The sequence below is a fragment of the Aurantiacibacter odishensis genome (assembly GCF_003605195.1).
Taxonomy (GTDB): Bacteria; Pseudomonadota; Alphaproteobacteria; order Sphingomonadales; family Sphingomonadaceae; genus Alteraurantiacibacter; species Alteraurantiacibacter odishensis.
Genome location: NZ_QYOS01000021.1, coordinates 64,764 through 83,251, shown reverse-complemented (window position 1 = coordinate 83,251; position 18,488 = coordinate 64,764). Strand labels below are relative to the sequence as shown.

Below are 18,488 nucleotides of genomic sequence, written 5' to 3'. Positions count from 1 at the left end.
CGCGCTAGCCCCCGGCCTCTTCTTCGATGTCGGCAGTGAGCGTGGCGAGCGGCAGGGTGATCGTCACCTCGGTGCCGTCCTTGCCGGTGTCGACGTCCAGCTTTCCGTCGAGCCGCTTCACCAGTTCACGTACGATGCGTGCGCCCAGGCTGCCGTCGTTGGGCCAGTCGACATCGTCGGGAATGCCGTTGCCGTTGTCTTTCACGACGAGGCACACGTTCTTGTCCGTGTCGTCGCGCCAAAGCCGCACGTTGACCACCCCTTCGTGCTGAGCCTCGAAAGCGTGTTGCAACGCATTGGTGAGCAGCTCGGAGACCAGCAGGCCCACCTGCGACGCGGAATCGAGCGAGGCGCGGGTTTCCTCCATGTCGAGGTTCATGCGCACTTCGCGCTTGCCGTCGAGCATGTTGAGCGCGCTGCACACGCGCGAGACATAGGCGCCCAATGCGATGGAGTCCGCGCCCGAACTGCCGGCACGCGAGAACTCGTCGTAGAGCATGTTCAGGGCTTCGACCCGGTTGGCCAGCACTTTCAGCGAACTGCCGGTATCGGTCGATTTCTTCGATTCCATGCGGATCAGCGAGAGCAGCAGGGCAAGGTGGTTCTTCACTCTGTGCTGCACTTCGCGCAATTGCTCGTCCAGCTTCGCCGCGCGTTCCGCCATGGCGCGATCCTTGGGCTGTTCGGACTGGATGCCCAGGAAATGCGTGATCGTGCCGTTCTGCCTCATCGGAGAGATCAGCAGCCGGTTGATGAACTCTTCGCCGGTGGAACGGTAGTTCAGAATGTCGACAGTGATCTCGCGCCCGTCTTCCAGCGCTTCGCGAATGTCCTTCGCGTCTTCGGGATTGGTATTCTCGCCCTGCAGGAACCGGCAATTGCGCCCGATTACCGCGCTGCGATCGTATCCCGTGATCCGCTCGAACGCACTGTTGACGTAGATCAGCGGCATGTCTTCTAGCTGCGCGTCCGCGATGACCAGCGCAAAAGGCAGGTCTTCCATCGTCTCTCGCGAAATGCCCTCGGGGAAGGGAGGCGGATTCTTGGGGTCGATTGCCGGGTGAAGCTTCTGTTCACTGAGCGACTTGTTCATCGTCTTTTCGGTTTCCTGCAAATTCTTCAACCCCGATCGTTCATTGCCCGGTTAAGCAACAAATCGACTTCAAGCTATGACATATGGCAATCCCGACCTCGATTGCGAGGGGCGCTCAGACAAAGCTGTAAGGGTCGATATCCACCCCGATCCGGATTCCCGGGGGATGATCGATCCCTGAAAGCCAAACGCGAATCACCTGCTGTAGTTCCGCGCTGCGACGTGCGTTCAGCAGTAGGCGAAAACGGTAGCGACCGCGCAACAGGGCCATTGGGGCAGGCGCAGGGCCAAGCACCTGCACATCATCGAGGATCGGGCGGGTATCGCCCAGCCGCTGCGCCGCCTCGCGCGCTTCCTTCTCGTCCTCGCTGGAGATGATGATCGCGGCCCACCTGCCGAAGGGCGGGGCCTGGGCATAGCGGCGCGCTTCGGTCTCGGCCTCGTAGAAGGCGTCGCGGTCGCCTGCTTCGAGGGCTGCGATCACGGCAGCTTCGGGATGGCGCGTCTGGATCAGCACTTCGCCCGGCTTCGCGCCGCGTCCGGCGCGGCCCGCCACCTGTGCCACCTGCTGGTAGGTGCGTTCGGCTGCGCGCAGGTCTCCGCCCTCAAGCCCAAGGTCGGCGTCGATTACGCCCACCAGCGTCAATTCCGGAAAGTGGAACCCCTTGGTGACAAGCTGCGTGCCCACGATCACGTCGATGGCCTTGGCCTCTGCCATGGCGACAAATTCCGCAGCCTTTTCGGGCGAGTTGAGGGTGTCGGAGGTGACGACCGCCACTCGCGCCTCGGGCAGCATTTCGGCTACCTCGTCGGCGATGCGTTCCACGCCGGGGCCGCAGGCGACGAGGCAGTCGGGTTCTCCGCATTCGGGGCATTTCTCGGGCGGCGCGGTTTCGTGGCCGCAATGGTGGCAGGCCAAGCGTTTGCTCAGCCGATGTTCCACCAGCCATGCGCTGCAATTGGGACACTGGAAGCGAAAGCCGCAGTGGCGGCACAGGGTCAGCGGAGCATAGCCACGCCGGTTGAGGAACAGCAGCGACTGCTCGCCTTTCTCCAGCCGGTCGAACAGCGCGCGGCGCAGCGGCGGGGCAATCCACTGGCCGGAGCCGGGCTTTTCCTCGGTAAGGTCGACGAGGTGGATCTCGGGCAGTTGCGCTCCGCCGAAACGACTCGGCAGCACCAGCTTCTCGTAGATGCCGGTGTCGGCCATGTGCAGACTTTCCAGCGCGGGCGTGGCGCTGGCGAGGATGACCGGAAATTTCTCGAACCGGGCGCGCATCACGGCCACGTCGCGGGCGTTGTAGCGCACGCCGTCGTCCTGCTTGAAACTGATTTCGTGCGCCTCGTCCACCACGATCAGGCCGAGGTTTGCGTAAGGCAGGAACAGGGCTGAGCGCGCGCCGACCACCACCTGCGCCTCCCCGCTGGCGATGGAGCGCCAGGCGCGGCGGCGTTCGGTGCTCTTGAGCGAGGAATGCCAGACGACGGGCGGGGCGCCGAACCGCTCCTCGAACCGCGAGAGGAACGCCTCGGTCAGCGCGATTTCGGGCAGCATCACCAGCACCTGCCGATCCTGCGCGATGGCCGCGCCGATGGCTTCGAAATAGGTCTCGGTCTTGCCGGAGCCGGTCACGCCGTCGAGCAGGACGGGGGCAAATTCCCGCGCCTCCACCAGTTCCACCAGTCGATCGGCCACTTCGCGCTGATCATCGGAAAGATCGGGAAGGTGATGGTCCGCGGCGGCACGGGGGTAGGGGCGGTCGACGTCCACTTCCACAGGCTCCAGCACACCCTGGTTCACGAGGCCGCGCAGCACGCCTTCAGATACGCCCGCGATGCCCGCCAGTTCGCGGATCGTCGCCTGCTCGCCGTCCAGCGCCTCTATGGCCGCGGCGCGCTGCGGGGTCATGCGTTCGGGCGTGCCGCCGGTCAGCCGGTATTCGGTCATCGTGGCAGGGCCGCGCAGAGCCCCGCCGCTGGCGATTACCATGCGCGCCACCGCCGCCAGCGGGGCGACGTAGTAGTCCGCGGTCCACTCGATCAGCCGCCGCAGTGGCGCACCGATCGGCGGCACGTCCAGCACGCCCAGCAGCGGACGCAATTTTTCCTCGGGCACAGGATTGGTCGGCAGGCGTTCATCTTCCCAGACTATGCCTGTCACCTGACGCGGCCCCAGCGGCGCGACGACGACACAGCCGTGTTCGACCGCCATGCCTTCGGGCACCCGATAGTCGAGCGGGCCGAGAGCGGCGTTCATGACGAGGAGGCGGACGCGGGTTGCGGGCATTGCCAGCCATATGGGCGGTGCAACAGCCCGGCTGCAAGAAGAGGAAGTGCCTTATGACCGAATTGACCACATCTGCCAGCAAAACCGCGATCATGGGGCGCCGCCGCTTCATGGGCGGGGCGCTCGCCTCCGGCGCGCTGCTGCTGCCCGCGTGCCAGAGCCTTGGCGGATGGAGCCTGACCGACGCGATCCGGCAGCTGCTCTATGTTTCCAGCGAGCGCGCCTTCCTGCGCCTGACCCAGCCCGGCGGCTTCTGGGACGAGCAGGTGGCGCAGCTTGGCCTCGACAACGTGATCGGATCGCGCGGCGGCGTGCTGGCGAACATCCTCACCTCCACCCTTTTCAAGAACCGGCTGGAGGATGCCTTCGCCGATATTGCCATCGAAGGCGCGAATCGCGCTGCGCCCATCGTTGCCGACGCGGTGCGGGTGATCGGCATTTCCAACGCGCTGGCGCTGGTGAACGGCGGCCCGACGGCAGCAACGCAGTTCCTGCGCGGCAGCATGGGCGAAACGCTGGTGGAAGCGATGGTGCCCGAACTCGGCGATGCCATGCGCCTGGCAAACGAGCCGCTGGTGGGCGAACTGCTGGCGGGCCTGACCGGCATCGACGTTGGCGGCGTGGCGCGAAACTTCGCGGGCGCCATCGACGATGTCATCTGGACAGAGATGGGCTTCGAGGAAAGCGAGATCCGCCGCAACCCGCGCTCCACCAACGATCCGGTGCTGATCGGCGTGTTCGGTGCGCAGGGTGCCCTTTAAGTCCCTTGCATAGGGGGCGGGACTGTCTCTAGGCAGCGCGACGAGAAAGCTGCCGAATGTCTGACGAATCCCCCCTCGACCGTTTCAAGACCGCGCTGACCGGCGCGGCGCGCGCCATTGCGCACGACCGGGAAGCCGAGATCGGCTGGACGGCGGACCAGCCGAATCAGCAGGGCAAGATGGCGCGCGTGCCCATGCCGGGCCGCGACGTCACGGCAGAGCAGGCCCGCGAGGCGCGCGGCTTTGCCGACAGTTTCGCGCTGCGCCTGCGCTATCACAATCCCGCCCTGCATTCGAAGATGCGCCCCGGCGATGCCGCCGCCAGCGCCTGCTTCGATGCCATCGAGCGCGCTCGCTACGAAGCCATCGGCGAGAGCGAGTATTCCGGCATGCGCGTCAACATGGAGGTGATGCAGGAAAAGCGGCTGGCGGGCGATCCCATCACCACTGCCCAGTCCGCCGAGGACGTGCCTTTGCATACCGCGCTGGGCCTGATGCTGCGCGAGCAGTTGACCGGCCAGCCGATCCCCGAAGCCGCGCGCGAAGGCGTGGAGATGGTCCGCGAATTCGTGGAAAGCCGCACCGGCGACGATTTCGAGCAGCTGACGGGCGCGCTTCACGACCAGTCCGCCTTCCAGAAGCTGGGCCTCGACATGCTGCGCCATCTCGACATGGTGCCGATGGAGCCGGAGAACGAGGACGACGGCTTCGACGACGACGATTCCGAGGACGGGCAGGACGAGCAGGACGAGGACGGCGCCGACCAGTCCGACCAGCCGGAAACCCGCGCCGAAGGTGCCGAGGGCGAGGAAGGCGAGGGCGAGGAAGGCGAGCAGACCCCCGGCGAGGATGAGCTGGCCGAAGGCGATCCCGGCGACGACGGGCAGGAAATGCAGCTGCCCCAGCGTAAGAACGCGCCGTGGCAGGACATTCCGAACACTTTCGATTACAAGCCTTTCACGACCACTTTCGACGAGGTGGTGGAAGCTACAGAGCTGTGCGATTTCGAGGAACTGGACCGCCTGCGCGCCTACCTCGACAGCCAGCTTGCGGGCCTTGCGGGCGTGGTGACGCGGCTTGCCAACCGGCTCCAGCGCCGCCTGATGGCGCAGCAGAACCGCAGCTGGGATTTCGATCAGGAAGAGGGTCTGCTGGATGCAGCGCGCCTTGCCCGCGTCATCGTCAGCCCCGGATCCTCGCTCAGCTACAAGCAGGAGCAGGAGCAGGACTTCAAGGACACCGTCGTCACCCTGCTGATCGACAATTCCGGCTCCATGCGCGGCCGCCCCATTTCCATCGCCGCGATCAGCGCGGACATTCTCGCCCGCACGCTGGAACGCTGCGGGGTGAAGGTCGAGATTCTCGGCTTCACCACCCGCGCTTGGAAAGGCGGGCAGAGCCGCGAGAAATGGCTGGCCGACGGCCGCCCGGAAAACCCCGGCCGCCTGAACGATGTTCGCCACATCATCTACAAGAAAGCCGACGAGCCCATGCGCCGCGCGCGCCGCAGCCTCGGCCTGATGATGCGCGAAGGGCTGCTGAAGGAGAACATTGACGGCGAGGCACTGCTCTGGGCGCACGAACGCCTGCTCGCCCGTCCGGAGGACCGCCGCATCCTGATGGTGATTTCCGACGGCGCGCCTGTGGACGATTCCACCCTGTCGGTGAACAACGCCGGATACCTCGAAGCGCATCTTCGCAAGGTAATCGAGTGGATCGAGAAGGTCTCGCCCGTCCAGCTTGTCGCCATCGGCATCGGCCATGACGTGACCCGGTACTACAAGCGCGCCGTGACGATCATGGACGCAGAACAACTGGGCGGCACGATCATCGAGCAGCTTGCCGACCTGTTCGAGGTGGAGTGAAAAAACTCCTCACCCTTCTGCTTCTCGTCGGCCTTGCGTTCGGCGGGTGGTATTTCGCTTCGCCCTATCTCGCGTTGAACGGGTTGCAGGACGCTGTGCGCAGCGGAGACCGGGCGGAGATCGAGCGGCGCGTCGACTTTCCCGCATTGCGCGCCTCTGCCGCCGACCAGCTGACCGAGCTTGCCCGTCGCCGGATCGAGGAGGGGGTGAGCATCCGTGACCTGCGCGATCTGGCGGGCGAAGTACTGCGGCGGAGCGACGGCGAGTCCGTGCCGACGCCCAACGAGATGGTCGATATCCTGCTCTCCGAAAGCCTCGCCAGCGATCTGATGCCCAAAGCGCTACAAGGCCCGCCGCTGGAATTCGATATCGAGCGGGAGGGGCTGGATCACTTCCGCGCGGTCGGTACGCTGGCCGATGGCACCGAGGCGCCCGACCTGATCTTCGAGCGCGACGGCCTTGGCTGGGTGCTGACGGGGTTCGAACTGCCCTGACTTTGGTGTCCTACACCGTTATTGCCATGCTTGAGCACGGGACATGGCTTTCACTCCAGCACATCGCGCCCGCCATTCTTCGCAAGGCCCTTTCCATGCTGCGGGCCAGCCGATCCGGTTTTTCGATCCAGGACCCTGTTCCATGTGTTCCAGGTTAGTTGGATTTGCCGCGCACCTCGCGGCTTGTCCCTCGCGCTGGCGCGCTCTAAGCGAGGCGCGCAATGGCTGACCTCGAACTCTTCAACTCCCTCACGCGGCGGCAGGAGCCGTTCGTGCCCGTCCACCCCGGCGAGGCGCGCGTCTACACCTGCGGCCCAACGGTCTACAACTACCCGCACATCGGCAACATGCGCGCCTACGTGTTCGCGGACGTGCTGGGCCGCACGCTGACCTTCAAGGGCTACAAGCTCACCCACGTCATCAACATCACCGACGTCGGCCATCTCACCGACGATGCCGACGCGGGCGAGGACAAGATGGAGAAGATGGCGGCGGAAAAGGCGCAGTCGATCTGGGACATCGCGAAGCACTATACCGAGGCCTACTGGGCCGACGTGAAGGCGCTCAACATCCGCCAGCCCGCGCACTGGTCCGTCGCGACGGACTACATCGAGGAGATGATCGACTTCGCGAAAACCATCGCGGACAAGCACTGCTACGAACTGGAAAGCGGCCTCTACTTCGATGTCTCGACCGTGGAGGACTACGGCAGGCTAGCCCGCGCCGTGACGGAGGAGGGCGAGGGCCGGATCGACGCGGTGGAAGGCAAGCGCAACGCCGCCGACTTCGCCATCTGGCGCAAGACCCCGGCGGGCGAGACGCGGCAGATGGAATGGGACAGCCCCTGGGGCAAGGGCGCGCCCGGCTGGCACCTGGAATGCAGCGTGATGGGCGGCAAGCTGCTCGGCTTCCCCTTCGACATCCACACCGGCGGCATCGACCACCGCGAAATCCACCACCCCAATGAAATCGCTCAGAACCAGGCCTTCTGCGGCTGCGGCGGGCTGTCCGATGCTGTGAACAGCGGCGCGAAAGTGTGGATGCACAACAACTTCCTCGTCGAACGCAGTGGCAAGATGAGCAAGTCGTCGGGCGAATTCCTGCGGCTGCAACTGCTGATCGACAAGGGCTACCACCCGCTTGCCTACCGGATGATGTGCCTACAGGCGCACTACCGCAGCGAGCTGGAATTCAGCTGGGACGGACTGGGTGCAGCGCTCACGCGCTTGAAGCGCATGGTGATGCAGGCCGAGCGGCTGAAGGACGCGGCGGCTGGCGAAGCCGATCATCCAAAGTTCGCGCCTCTGCTGGAGAAGTTCGACGCCGCGATCAGCGATGACCTCAACACCGCCATCGCGCTCACCGCGCTGGAAGACGCGCTGGCGATGAAGAAGGTCGATGCGGGCGTGAAGCGCGCGGTAGTGGAGCGGATGGACGCGGTGCTGGGCCTCGGCATGATGGACCTCTCGCGCAGCGACCTGCGCTTGCGACCCAAGGCCGCGACGATCACCGAGGCGGAGATCGAGGGCGCGCTGGAACGCCGTAAGGCTGCCCGGGCGGAGAAAGACTTTGCCGCGTCCGATGCCCTCCGCGATGAACTCGCGGCGAAAGGTGTCGAGGTGATGGACGGCGATCCGCTGGGCTGGGACTGGAAGCTGTGACCCGCGCCGTCCTCCCCGGCTGGATGCGCAAGCGGCTGCAAAGCCGTTTGCCGGACTGGGTCGATGCCACATGGTGGGATGACGAGGCGCAGCTTCTCGCGCTCGCACCTGAGGCCGAGATCGGCTGGTTCGACCTGCATGTGAAGGCCCCTGCGCTTGAAGCCATGGCGAAAGCGCGCAAGCTGGAATGGCTCAACTCCGCCTATGCCGGGGTCGACTGGATGCCGCTGGGCGACTTGCAGCAGCGCGGCGTCAGGCTCTCGTGCGGGGCTGGGCTGGCGGCGGGACAGGTGGCGGAATTCGCCGTCATGTCGATGCTCAGCTTCGCGCGCGGCTACCCCGAGATTATCCGCGCGGCGGACCGCCACGAGTGGCTGTCGCGCCCGCCCTCCACGCGCGAGATGGCGGGCAGCCGGGCGCTGATCTTGGGGTACGGCTCCATCGGGCAGGCCATCGCGCGTATGCTGGCTGGTTTCGATGTCGAATGCGTCCCGGTGCGCAGTTCGCCGGGCGACGGCGTGCTCGGCCCCGACGAATGGTGCGGGCAGCTCGGTGAGTTCGACTGGATCGTCCTGTCGCTGCCGCACACGCCGGAAACCACGGGGATGCTCGGTGCGGACGAGTTCGCCGCGATGAAGCAGGACGCAGTGCTGGTGAACTACGGCCGCGCCGAAGTGGTGGACCAGGATGCGCTGATCGCAGCGCTGGAAGCCGAAAGTATCGGCGGTGCCATTCTCGATCTCACCCTGCCCGAACCGCTGCCGCCGGAGCACAGGTTGTGGGATCTCGAGAACGTGCAGATCACGATGCACCTTTGCGGCATTCCCAACGAAGCCAGCCGCGAACGGGCGGCGAGGCGCTTCCTCGACAACTGCGAGCGGTTCCGGGCCGGGGAGCCTCTGGAGGGAGAAGTCGATCTGGCGCGCGGATATTAGGAACTGACAGGCTTTCGCAGGTCTGATACGCCTTGTGCGGTCAGGCCCGGCAAGGGTCGGCGGGTCGCGAGTGAGGGATTGGCGGATGCTGTGGGAAGCATTCGCTGCAACCGGGGGAACAGCGACCATGGCAGACAAGCAGAAAGCATCAGACCTTTTTATCGAATGCCTTGAGGAAGAAGGCGTCGAATACATCTTCGGCGTGCCGGGGGAGGAAAACCTCGATTTCCTCGAAAGCCTTTCGAACTCCGACAAGATCAAACTGGTGCTGACGCGCCACGAACAGGGCGCGGGCTTCATGGCCGCGACCTACGGGCGGCATACCGGCAAAACCGGCGTTTGCATCGCGACACTGGGGCCGGGAGCGACCAACTTCGTGACCGCAGGCGCCTATGCCCAGCTTGGCGGGATGCCGATGATGATGATCACCGGGCAGAAACCGATCAAGAAGTCGAAACAGGGCCGTTTCCAGATCCTCGACGTGGTCGACATGATGGGACCGATCACCAAGTTCGCACACCAGCTTGCCGCGGGGGACAACATCCCCAGCCGCGTGCGCGAGGCGTTCCGGCTGGCCGAGGAGGAAAAGCCCGGCGCCGTGCACCTCGAATTTCCCGAGGACATTGCAGAGGAAATGACCGACAGCCGGCCGATCCCGCGCTCGGTCGCGCGTCGACCTTCGGCCGAGCCGAAGGCGGTGCGGATGGCGGTACAGGCGCTGGAGGAAGCGAAGTCGCCGGTGCTGGTGATCGGCGCGGGTGCCAACCGCAAGATGACCGGGCGCATGCTGCACCAGTTCATCGAGAAGACCGGCATCCCCTTCGTCACCACTCAGATGGGCAAGGGCGTGATCGACGAGCGGCATCCGCTGTTCCTCGGCTGCGCGGCGCTGTCGGCCGGAGACTTCGTCCACCGCGCAATCGAGGATTCGGACTGCATCGTGAACATCGGCCACGACGTTATCGAGAAGCCGCCGTTCTTCATGAAGCCGGGCGGGCCCACCGTAATCCACGTCTCTACCAAGACCGCCGAAGTGGACCCGGTCTATTTCCCGCAGATCGAGGTGATCGGCGATATCGCCAATGCCATCTGGCAGATAAAGGAAGACGTGGTGCCGCAGGGCAAGTGGAACTTCGACCACATGCTGGCCTACCGCACGGCCGAGAAGGACCACACCGCATCGCTGGCGGACGATGCGCGGTTCCCGATCTTCCCGCCACATCTCGTGCAGCAGATCCGCGATGCCATGCCGGAAGACGGGATCATCTGCCTCGACAACGGCGTCTACAAGATCTGGTTCGCCCGTAATTACACCGCATACCTGCCCAACACCGTGCTACTCGACAATGCGCTCGCCACGATGGGGGCCGGGCTGCCCTCTGCCATGATGAGCGCGATGGTCTATCCCGGCCGCAAGGTGATGGCAATCTGCGGCGATGGCGGGTTCATGATGAACAGCCAGGAGATGGAAACCGCGGTGCGCCTCGGCCTGAACATGACAGTGCTGATTCTGCGCGACGATGCCTATGGCATGATCCGCTGGAAACAGGCGAACATGGGCTTCAAGGATTGGGGCCTGACCTATGGCAATCCCGATTTCGTGCAATACGCGCAAAGCTACGGAGCGAAAGGCCACCGCGTAGAAAGCGCCGATCACCTGAAGGAATTGCTGGCTCATTGCCTGTCGACCGACGGCGTGCACCTGATCGACTGCCCGGTGGATTATTCCGAGAACGACCAGATATTAAATCACGACATCAAGGAACTGAGTGCCAAGCTCTGAGTGGTATCGTCAGGAGGACATCATGCCCGAACTCAAGGACGTTTATCCGCTCTACCTGAACAACAAGGCGGCGCAGCCCAACACCGACCTCGAAGTGACCGACAAGTACACGGGCGAGGTCGCCTTTCGCACCGCGCTGGCCACGCCCGACATCATCGAGGAGGCGATTGCTGGAACGGTGCGGGCGACGGAGCCGATGGCGAAACTGGCCAGCTATGAGAAGCAGGCCGTGCTGCAACACTGTGTCGAGCGGTTCCGCGAACGTTACGACGAGCTCGCCTATTCGCTGTGCGTGGAGGCGGGCAAGCCGATCAAGGATGCCGAGGGCGAAGTCGACCGGCTGATCGACACTTTCCGTATCGCTGCCGAGGAATCGACGCGCAACTATGGCGAAGTGCAGCCGCTGGACATATCCGCGCGCGCCAAAGGCTACATGGGCATGTGGAAGCGCGTGCCGATCGGGCCGTGCAGCTTCATCAGCCCGTTCAACTTTCCGCTGAACCTTGCCGCGCACAAGATCGCGCCTGCCATTGCGGTGGGTTGCCCATTCATCATCAAGCCAGCCTCGAAAACGCCGCTCGGCACCATCATCATGGGCGAAGTGCTGGCTGAATGCGATATCCTGCCCGACGGGGCGTTCTCGGTCCTGCCCGCCAGTCGCGACGGGGCGGACCTTTTTACAGAAGACGAGCGCCTGAAGCTGCTCAGTTTCACAGGCTCTCCCGGCGTGGGCTGGGATCTGAAGGCGAAGGCCGGCAAGAAGCCCGTCATCCTCGAACTTGGCGGCAATGCGGCTGTGGTGGTCGACAAGGACGCAGACCTCGATCATGCGCTTGAACGCATCATATTCGGCGCCTTCTACCAGAGCGGCCAGAGCTGCATCGGCGTGCAGCGCATCATCATCCACGAGGATATCTACGACGAATTCAAGGATATGCTGGTGGCCAAGACCAGGACCCTCGTCGCGGGCGATCCCAAGGATCGGGATACCTTCATCGGTCCGATGATCTCCGACAAGGAAGCCGGGCGACTGAAAGGCTGGATCGACGAGGCCGTTGAGGCAGGTGCTAAACTGTTGTGCGGCGGCGGCCTTTCAAACGGCAACATGCTGGAAGCGACCTTGCTGGAGAACGTGCCGCGCGACTGCAATGCCAGCAAGGAAGAGGCCTTCGGTCCGCTGGCGAACCTGTCGAAGTTCTCTGACTTCTATGACGCTCTCGACCAGGTGAACGACAGCAAGTTCGGCCTACAGGCGGGCATTTTCACGCGCGACATTCACAAGGTTCTGGATGCGTGGGACACGCTGGATGTCGGCGGCGTGGTAGTGAACGATGTCTCCAGCTACCGCGTGGACAACATGCCTTATGGCGGCGTGAAGGATTCCGGTCTCGGCCGCGAGGGCATCCGCTTTGCCATGGAAGACATGACCGAGATCCGGAATCTCGTGATCCGGCGGATCTAGCTTTCTTCGAGAAGCAGCACTTCGCAAGTCACGGACAGTTTCGGCGGCTGGGTCGTGCTGCTTGCCTCCACCACGGCGGCATCGGCTACCAGTTGGCCGCGAATGGCGAACTCGTGTTCGGGCAGGAAGGCGATGAAGCACTCTCCTGCCTCGACTGCATCCTCGCCCTCGAAAACAATTTCCAAGCGGTGACGTGCCCCCGCGAAAGTAATGCTGGCCCAGCTTTTCTCCGAATGCCGCGTGATCCGGCCCTTGCCGTCTGCGAGTGCGCGCAAGGCATCGGCCATCTGTTCGCGCGGACCGCGCTGGCCCCGGCGCTTTGCCGGGGGAGGGGTGATCGGATCAGTATGCACCAGTGGTCTCCCGATATTTGTTCATGAAATGTTCCACCCGTTTTTCCGTAGAGGCTCGCGGGGTGCGTCCATTGCGCAGATCCAGGACGAATCGCGGATCGCGCGTGGCCAGGCGGCCGAACTTGGTGGGCGGCATGCGCGTGTGGCGCAGAAATACTTCGATCTTGCGGATGAGCATGGTGCGAACCCCTCTTCCAGTTTCCCTTGTTGTCCGAGACACTTGTGCGACTCGCTGGACGTTGTGTTGCCGCCGAAATCCTACTTGTCTAGGAAAAATACATCGTGTAGGAGGAAATTTCGTCACAGTATAGGAAGCACAGCATGGATCCTCGTGAGAAACTGGCAGATCTGGCGAAAGAGCGAGGCACGAGCCTCGCCTCGCTTTCGCGTATGCTCTCGCGTAATCCTACCTATCTTCAGCAATATATTACCAAGGGCAGCCCCAGGAAGCTGGAGGAAGAGGACCGCCGATTTCTCGCTCAGTTCCTCGGGGTGGACGATTCGGAACTCGGCGGCCCCAAGGATAAATCCTATGACCGTCCGGGCGATGGCCGTTGGGTTGAGGTGCCCCGGCTGGAAGTGGATGCTTCCGCCGGCCCCGGTGCGGCGGATGGACACGACAAGGTGTTCGACGCCTTCCGCTTCTCGAAGCGCTGGCTGACCGAGCAGGGCCTGGAAGGCGCGCAACTGTCCGCCATCCGGGTTGTGGGCGATTCAATGGAACCGCTCCTTCGCGAAGGGGACGAAGTCCTTGTGGACCGCCGCGACCAACCATTCCGCGACGGTGTGCACGTTGTCCGGCTCGACGAATTGCTGCTGGTAAAGCGCGTCGCGAGCAAGGGTGGCGGACGCTTCTCGCTCCTCAGCCAGAACCTCGCCTATCCCCCGATCGACGTGAGCGCGGATGAATTTGCCATCATCGGGCGCGTGGTGTGGAAAAGTGGGCGGGTCTAGCCGCTAGAGAAGCTTCATCTTGAAGCCGGTATGTGTCGGCTCGAAGCCCAGCCTCTCGTAGAACCTGTGCGCTGCATCGCGCTGGCGGTCGCTCGTCAATTGCACCACGCCGCAGCCTTTCTCCGCGCAGCGGTCGATCGCCCATCGCATCATCGCCTCGCCAATGCCCTGGCCGCGGAGCGAATCGATTACGCGCACGCTCTCTATCTGGCCGCGCCAGGCGCCCTGTCGCGATACCCCGGGGATGAAACTGAGCTGGAAGCTGCCCACTCGCTCTCCGTCGCGCTCCACCACGAGCAGGCGGTGATTCGGATCGGTGGTGATTGCCGCGAGTGCCTTTCGCTGCTCTTCGGCAATGGTAGCACGTGCCGGATCACGGGCAGCGGCGACTTCGTCTGCATCGCCGAGGGCGGCTATGAAAGGCAGGTCATCAGGCGTGGCATCGCGGTAGGTGAGGGCGGTCATGCTGCACTGTCTAGTCTTGCAAGGCTTCCGCGTCACCGCCAACTAGCATGCCATGACACACGAAGCCCCAATCCGCGCCGCCATCATTCCCGTCACTGCGTTCCAGCAGAACTGCTCGCTGGTGTGGTGTTCGAAGACCATGCGCGGCGTGCTGGTCGATCCCGGCGGCGATCTCGACAAGTTGAAGGACGCGGTGCAGCGCGCCGGGGTGACGCTGGAGAAGATTCTGCTCACCCACGGCCACGCCGATCACTGCGGGCAGGCAGGGATGCTGGCGAAGGAGCTTGGCCTTCCCATCGAGGGGCCACACGAGGACGACCGGTTCTGGATCAGCCGGCTGGAGGACGACGGTCCGCGTTTCCAGATGGCCTGCGAGATCTTTGAGCCCGATCGCTGGCTGAACGACGGCGATACCGTCAGCTTCGGCGAGGTGACGATGGAAGTGCTGCATTGCCCCGGCCACACGCCGGGCCACGTGGTGTTCTTCCACCGCGCCACCGGCTTTGCCTTCGTGGGCGACGTGCTGTTCCAGGGAAGCATCGGGCGCACCGATTTCCCCATGGGCAATCACCAGGACCTGCTTGACGCGATCACCCAGAAGCTGTGGCCTCTGGGCGACAACGTCACCTTCGTGCCGGGACATGGTCCCACCAGTACCTTCGGGCAGGAACGGCAGACCAATCCTTATGTGAGCGATGCCGCGATGGCGCGTAGCTAGACCACCTGGAACACCACCAGCACTACCCAGACGATCCAGATAAGGTAGGGGACCAGCGTCGTAAGCATGCCAGTCATGCGCGGCATACTGGGCTTGTCTGCCTGCATCCCGATGGCATGAAGAATGCGGCCGACGAGAAAGACGAGGGCCGTGATGGCCAGCAGCCAGGGGTTCTGGTCCGAATAGTCCAGCACCAGGATCAGCAGCAGTGCGATCGGCGTGTATTCCGTGAAGTTGGCGTGGGCACGCATGTGGCGTTGCAAAGCGATGTCGCCGCCATCGCCATGAAGCACCTTCGATTTCCCGCGCGCAGACCCGCACCGCCACGAAAGCCATAAATTGATCAATGCGGCAATCGCCACGCTGAGCAGACCGATATGATGTTCCAGCATTGATAATATCCCCCGTTCGTCCCAAGTCATCGCTATAACGAGCCCGGCGCGCTTGCAACTGCGTGAGAAATCGCTAAAGAGCGCGCCTTCGCCGCATCCTCGAATGGGTCTTCCGGCGCGCTTGCGCAGCGGACTGGCTTGGCCTAGGGCGGCTCCGACACAGATTTTGAACGAATTCAAGGAACAGGTGCCGCCATGGCTGTCCCTAAGAGAAAAGTATCACCGCATCGCCGGGGCAATCGCCGGTCGCACGATTCGCTGAAGGTTGAAGCCTTCCACGAATGCTCCAACTGCGGCGAGCTGAAGCGCCCGCATATGCTTTGCAACGCCTGCGGCCACTACAACGGCCGCCAGGTGATCGAGCCCAAGGGCCTGTAAAGTCCAAACCGGACCAAGGAGCGTACGCCCATGAGCCTGCCCCGTATCGCGGTTGATGCGATGGGCGGAGATCATGGCGTGCGCGTCATGGTGTCCGGCGCGGCGCTGGCAAGGCGCCAGCACGACAAGTTCAAGTTCCTGCTGGTAGGTGACGAGGAGCGCATCAAGAAGGCGCTCGAAGATCACCCCGGCATGCGCGAAGCATCCGAAATCCTGCATTGCGACGACGTGGTATCGGGCGACGAGAAGCCCAGCCGCGCGCTTCGCCGTGCCAAGACCACCAGCATGGGCCTGGCGATCCAGGCCGTGAAGGATGGCTCCTGCGGTGCTGCCGTCAGCGCGGGGAATACCGGCGCGCTGATGGCCATGAGCAAGCTGGCCCTGCGCACGATGCCGGGGATCGACCGGCCTGCGCTCGCCGCCCTGCTTCCCACCCTGGAGGAGCATGATGTGATCATGCTCGACCTTGGCGCGAACACCGATTGCGACGCCCGCAACCTCGTGCAGTTCGCGATCATGGGCGCCGCCTATTCCCGCATTGTCAACAAGGGCCGTACGCCGCGTGTGCGGCTGCTGAACATCGGTACCGAAAGCATCAAAGGCACCGACGACCTGCAGCGTGCGGCGCAACTGCTGAAGGATGCAGAAGGCCTCGACATGCGTTTCGACGGCTACGTAGAGGCCGACAAGATCAATCGCGGCGAAGTGGACGTGGTGGTGACAGACGGCTTCTCCGGCAACATCGCGCTGAAGGCCATCGAAGGGTCGGCACGGTTCGTTACGGATCTGCTGAAGTCCGCCTTCACCAGTTCGCTCCGCTCGAAGATCGGCTTCCTGGTCTCGCGTCCTGCTACCGAATTGCTGAAACACCATCTTGATCCGAACAATCATAACGGCGGGGTCTTCCTCGGCCTGAATGGCGTTATCGTGAAATCGCATGGCAGCGCCAATGCCCACGGCGTCGCCAACGCCGTGGCTGTTACCGCGCGCCTGCTGGAGGATGACCTGACCGACCGTATCGCTGCCGACCTCGGCAAGATGGGCGAGGAAGCATTGAGCGGAAATGGCACGGCATCGGCAGAGCCGGTGAACACCAAGTGATCCGTTCCGTCCTTCTAGGTACCGGCTCGGCCCTTCCCAAGGCGTGCGTCAGCAATGAAGAGCTGGCGAAGCGCGTCGACACCAGCGACGAATGGATTCGTGAACGCACGGGCATCACGCAGCGCTATATCGCCGCCGAAGGCGAAACCACCGGTTCGCTCGGTGCCGCGGCTGCACAGGCCGCGCTGGACGATGCGGGTCTCACCATTGCCGATATCGACCTGATCGTGCTGGCGACGGCCACGCCGGACAACACATTCCCGGCCACCGCTACGCAGGTGCAGATGCGGCTTGGCGGGAAGGGTTTCCCGGCTTTCGATGTCGGAGCGGTGTGCTCCGGCTTTCTCTACGCGCTGACCACGGCGGACGCGATGCTGCGGTCGGGAATGGCGAAGCGCGCGATCGTTATCGGGGCGGAGACTTTCAGCCGCATCCTGGACTGGGATGACCGCACCACCTGCGTCCTGTTCGGCGACGGCGCCGGCGCATTCGTTATCGAGGCGCAGGATGTAGCCGAGGACGGAGCGGGCATCATCGCCTCGCGCCTCCATGCCGACGGTGAGCATGGCGAGATGCTCTACGTCGACGGCGGACCTTCGACCACGGGCGAAGTCGGCAAGCTGCGGATGAAGGGGCGCGAAGTGTTCCGTCATGCCGTGGCCAACCTCTCCAGCGTCCTGAAAGAGGTCCTGGAACAGGCAGGCCACGAACCTGCCGATATCGACTGGGTGGTGCCGCATCAGGCCAACTTCCGCATTCTCGATGCCACGGCTCGCAAGCTAGGACTGCCGATGGAGAAAGTGGTGGTAACCGTGGACCAGCACGCCAACACCTCCGCCGCATCGGTGCCACTCGCCTACGACGTTGCGCGCAAAGACGGACGCATCAAGAAGGGCGATCTCGTGATGCTGGAAGCGATGGGCGGCGGCTTCACCTGGGGCGCCAGCCTGCTGCGTGCATAGGAATTTTCCCGGTCAGGACAGGGCGACCTTGCGTTCCCGACTGATTTCCTACATAAAACTGTTCGGGTCGTAAGCATTGGAGGAGTTGGACGCATGAATGTTATGCGATCCGTTGGTACGCTTACGCGCGCCGACCTTGCTGAGACCATCAATCACAAAATGGGTTTTTCGCGCGCCGAAAGCCTCGATTTGGTCGAAGCCATTCTGGCAAAGATGTGCGACGCGATGTCGGACGGCGAGAATGTGAAGATTTCCGGTTTCGGCAGCTTCGTGCTGCGCGACAAGAAGGAGCGCATCGGCCGCAACCCGAAAACGGGTGTCGAGGTGCCGATCACGCCGCGCCGGGTGATGACTTTCCGGGCAAGCCAGAAACTGAAAGAGCGAATCGCGAACGCTTCATGAGCGGGGTTCCGCCCAGCAGCACGCGCTTTGACGACGGCAAGGCGCCGGACGCGATGCGTACTATTGGCGAAGTCTCGGCTGCCTTTCACATCAAGCCGCATGTCCTGCGCTATTGGGAGCAGCAGTTCCCGATGCTCAGGCCGCTGAAACGCAGCGGTGGACGGCGGCTTTACCGGGCCGAGGACATATCGCTGATCGAGCGTATCAACCAGTTGGTTAAACAGCAGGGATACACGCTGAAAGGTGCGAAAAAGGCATTGCAGGAAGGTGGGCGGACAGGGGGCGGCTCAACCACCGCCAGCGAGGCCGAATCGCCCCGGCAAACCCTTTTCGAGCGTGACGAAAACCGTTCCGAAGCGTTGGCGGGTCTGCAATCAATTCGCGACCGGCTTGCCAGCGCGCTCGCGGAATAGAGCCTTGCA

At 63.6% G+C, this 18,488-nt stretch carries 20 protein-coding genes; 14 read left to right on the top strand and 6 right to left on the bottom strand.

The features are described 5' to 3' along the window. Positions 1–4 precede the first annotated feature (4 nt). Both D4Q51_RS04720 and D4Q51_RS04715 read right to left on the bottom strand, forming a co-directional pair. Positions 5–1,093, bottom strand: coding sequence for a PAS domain-containing protein (locus D4Q51_RS04720; RefSeq protein ID WP_162925147.1), 1,089 nt, complete (start codon positions 1,091–1,093; stop codon positions 5–7). Positions 1,094–1,208: 115 nt separating this feature from the next. Next, a complete protein-coding gene (locus tag D4Q51_RS04715; protein ID WP_120076603.1) occupies positions 1,209–3,380 on the bottom strand; it encodes a primosomal protein N' in 2,172 nt (723 codons plus the stop codon). Positions 3,381–3,433: 53 nt separating this feature from the next. Here D4Q51_RS04715 and D4Q51_RS04710 point away from each other — a divergent pair, with 53 nt between their 5' ends. From D4Q51_RS04710 to D4Q51_RS04680, 7 genes are all read left to right on the top strand, one after another. Then, entirely contained in the window at positions 3,434–4,141 is a 708-nt protein-coding gene (locus tag D4Q51_RS04710; RefSeq protein ID WP_120076602.1) for a DUF4197 domain-containing protein, read from the top strand. A gap of 56 nt (positions 4,142–4,197) precedes the next feature. Beyond that, positions 4,198–6,006, top strand: a complete 1,809-nt coding sequence (cobT, locus tag D4Q51_RS04705) for a cobaltochelatase subunit CobT (RefSeq protein ID WP_120076601.1) — start codon at positions 4,198–4,200, stop codon at positions 6,004–6,006. Beyond that, positions 6,003–6,500, top strand: coding sequence for a DUF2939 domain-containing protein (locus D4Q51_RS04700; protein ID WP_120076600.1), 498 nt, complete (start codon positions 6,003–6,005; stop codon positions 6,498–6,500). Before cobT ends, D4Q51_RS04700 begins: the two co-directional genes overlap by 4 nt. Before the next feature lie 221 nt (positions 6,501–6,721). Beyond that, the gene (cysS, locus tag D4Q51_RS04695; protein ID WP_120076599.1) at positions 6,722–8,161 is read left to right on the top strand and encodes a cysteine--tRNA ligase; all 1,440 of its coding nucleotides are present in this window, start codon (positions 6,722–6,724) and stop codon (positions 8,159–8,161) included. Further along, a complete protein-coding gene (locus D4Q51_RS04690; RefSeq protein WP_120076598.1) occupies positions 8,158–9,096 on the top strand; it encodes a D-2-hydroxyacid dehydrogenase in 939 nt (312 codons plus the stop codon). Before cysS ends, D4Q51_RS04690 begins: the two co-directional genes overlap by 4 nt. A 127-nt stretch (positions 9,097–9,223) precedes the next feature. Further along, a complete protein-coding gene (locus D4Q51_RS04685) occupies positions 9,224–10,879 on the top strand; it encodes an acetolactate synthase large subunit (RefSeq protein WP_120076782.1) in 1,656 nt (551 codons plus the stop codon). A 22-nt stretch (positions 10,880–10,901) separates the two neighbouring features. Further along, entirely contained in the window at positions 10,902–12,341 is a 1,440-nt protein-coding gene (locus D4Q51_RS04680) for an aldehyde dehydrogenase family protein (protein WP_120076597.1), read from the top strand. Here the strand turns inward: D4Q51_RS04680 and D4Q51_RS04675 are convergent. Together D4Q51_RS04675 and D4Q51_RS04670 are read right to left on the bottom strand one after the other, a co-directional pair. Continuing rightward, the gene (locus D4Q51_RS04675; protein WP_120076596.1) at positions 12,338–12,694 is read right to left on the bottom strand and encodes a hypothetical protein; all 357 of its coding nucleotides are present in this window, start codon (positions 12,692–12,694) and stop codon (positions 12,338–12,340) included. The genes D4Q51_RS04680 and D4Q51_RS04675 overlap by 4 nt on opposite strands. Next, on the bottom strand, positions 12,684–12,872 hold the full coding sequence (locus D4Q51_RS04670) for a hypothetical protein (protein ID WP_120076595.1): 189 nt from the start codon (positions 12,870–12,872) through the stop codon (positions 12,684–12,686). Before D4Q51_RS04670 ends, D4Q51_RS04675 begins: the two co-directional genes overlap by 11 nt. A gap of 143 nt (positions 12,873–13,015) precedes the next feature. On the opposite strand from D4Q51_RS04670, the gene D4Q51_RS04665 reads away from it, so the two are divergent. Beyond that, a complete protein-coding gene (locus D4Q51_RS04665) occupies positions 13,016–13,648 on the top strand; it encodes a LexA family transcriptional regulator (protein ID WP_120076594.1) in 633 nt (210 codons plus the stop codon). Between the two features lie 3 nt (positions 13,649–13,651). Here the strand turns inward: D4Q51_RS04665 and D4Q51_RS04660 are convergent, their stop codons facing one another. Continuing rightward, the gene (locus tag D4Q51_RS04660; RefSeq protein ID WP_120076593.1) at positions 13,652–14,113 is read right to left on the bottom strand and encodes a GNAT family N-acetyltransferase; all 462 of its coding nucleotides are present in this window, start codon (positions 14,111–14,113) and stop codon (positions 13,652–13,654) included. 52 nt (positions 14,114–14,165) lie between these two features. On the opposite strand from D4Q51_RS04660, the gene D4Q51_RS04655 reads away from it, so the two are divergent. Continuing rightward, positions 14,166–14,831, top strand: coding sequence for an MBL fold metallo-hydrolase (locus D4Q51_RS04655; protein ID WP_276309486.1), 666 nt, complete (start codon positions 14,166–14,168; stop codon positions 14,829–14,831). Here the strand turns inward: D4Q51_RS04655 and D4Q51_RS04650 are convergent. After that, entirely contained in the window at positions 14,828–15,223 is a 396-nt protein-coding gene (locus D4Q51_RS04650; RefSeq protein WP_162925146.1) for an MAPEG family protein, read from the bottom strand. The two genes, D4Q51_RS04655 and D4Q51_RS04650, sit on opposite strands and share 4 nt — an antisense overlap. A gap of 195 nt (positions 15,224–15,418) precedes the next feature. Between D4Q51_RS04650 and rpmF the strand changes: the two genes are divergently transcribed. From rpmF to D4Q51_RS04625, 5 genes are all read left to right on the top strand, one after another. Next, complete coding sequence (gene rpmF, locus D4Q51_RS04645; protein WP_082126465.1) at positions 15,419–15,601, top strand: 50S ribosomal protein L32; 183 nt, start codon at positions 15,419–15,421, stop codon at positions 15,599–15,601. 30 nt (positions 15,602–15,631) lie between these two features. Next, complete coding sequence (plsX, locus tag D4Q51_RS04640; RefSeq protein ID WP_120076591.1) at positions 15,632–16,702, top strand: phosphate acyltransferase PlsX; 1,071 nt, start codon at positions 15,632–15,634, stop codon at positions 16,700–16,702. Continuing rightward, a complete protein-coding gene (locus tag D4Q51_RS04635; protein WP_120076590.1) occupies positions 16,699–17,664 on the top strand; it encodes a beta-ketoacyl-ACP synthase III in 966 nt (321 codons plus the stop codon). The genes plsX and D4Q51_RS04635 overlap by 4 nt, the downstream gene beginning before the upstream one ends. A gap of 102 nt (positions 17,665–17,766) precedes the next feature. After that, entirely contained in the window at positions 17,767–18,066 is a 300-nt protein-coding gene (locus D4Q51_RS04630; protein WP_120076780.1) for an integration host factor subunit alpha, read from the top strand. Beyond that, positions 18,063–18,479, top strand: coding sequence for a MerR family transcriptional regulator (locus D4Q51_RS04625; protein WP_120076589.1), 417 nt, complete (start codon positions 18,063–18,065; stop codon positions 18,477–18,479). The genes D4Q51_RS04630 and D4Q51_RS04625 overlap by 4 nt, the downstream gene beginning before the upstream one ends. The last annotated feature ends 9 nt before the right edge of the window (positions 18,480–18,488 follow it).

Excerpts from the sequence above, each read along its gene's own strand:
- D4Q51_RS04720 (WP_162925147.1), bottom strand. The coding sequence starts at position 1,093 with ATGAACAAGTCGCTCAGTGAACAGAAGCTTCACCCGGCAATCGACCCC.
- D4Q51_RS04715 (WP_120076603.1), bottom strand. The coding sequence starts at position 3,380 with ATGCCCGCAACCCGCGTCCGCCTCCTCGTCATGAACGCCGCTCTCGGC.
- D4Q51_RS04710 (WP_120076602.1), top strand. The coding sequence starts at position 3,434 with ATGACCGAATTGACCACATCTGCCAGCAAAACCGCGATCATGGGGCGC.
- cobT (WP_120076601.1), top strand. The coding sequence starts at position 4,198 with ATGTCTGACGAATCCCCCCTCGACCGTTTCAAGACCGCGCTGACCGGC.
- cysS (WP_120076599.1), top strand. The coding sequence starts at position 6,722 with ATGGCTGACCTCGAACTCTTCAACTCCCTCACGCGGCGGCAGGAGCCG.
- D4Q51_RS04685 (WP_120076782.1), top strand. The coding sequence starts at position 9,224 with ATGGCAGACAAGCAGAAAGCATCAGACCTTTTTATCGAATGCCTTGAG.
- D4Q51_RS04680 (WP_120076597.1), top strand. The coding sequence starts at position 10,902 with ATGCCCGAACTCAAGGACGTTTATCCGCTCTACCTGAACAACAAGGCG.
- D4Q51_RS04670 (WP_120076595.1), bottom strand. The coding sequence starts at position 12,872 with ATGCTCATCCGCAAGATCGAAGTATTTCTGCGCCACACGCGCATGCCG.
- D4Q51_RS04665 (WP_120076594.1), top strand. The coding sequence starts at position 13,016 with ATGGATCCTCGTGAGAAACTGGCAGATCTGGCGAAAGAGCGAGGCACG.
- D4Q51_RS04660 (WP_120076593.1), bottom strand. The coding sequence starts at position 14,113 with ATGACCGCCCTCACCTACCGCGATGCCACGCCTGATGACCTGCCTTTC.
- D4Q51_RS04655 (WP_276309486.1), top strand. The coding sequence starts at position 14,166 with ATGACACACGAAGCCCCAATCCGCGCCGCCATCATTCCCGTCACTGCG.
- D4Q51_RS04650 (WP_162925146.1), bottom strand. The coding sequence starts at position 15,223 with ATGCTGGAACATCATATCGGTCTGCTCAGCGTGGCGATTGCCGCATTG.
- rpmF (WP_082126465.1), top strand. The coding sequence starts at position 15,419 with ATGGCTGTCCCTAAGAGAAAAGTATCACCGCATCGCCGGGGCAATCGC.
- plsX (WP_120076591.1), top strand. The coding sequence starts at position 15,632 with ATGAGCCTGCCCCGTATCGCGGTTGATGCGATGGGCGGAGATCATGGC.
- D4Q51_RS04630 (WP_120076780.1), top strand. The coding sequence starts at position 17,767 with ATGCGATCCGTTGGTACGCTTACGCGCGCCGACCTTGCTGAGACCATC.
- D4Q51_RS04625 (WP_120076589.1), top strand. The coding sequence starts at position 18,063 with ATGAGCGGGGTTCCGCCCAGCAGCACGCGCTTTGACGACGGCAAGGCG.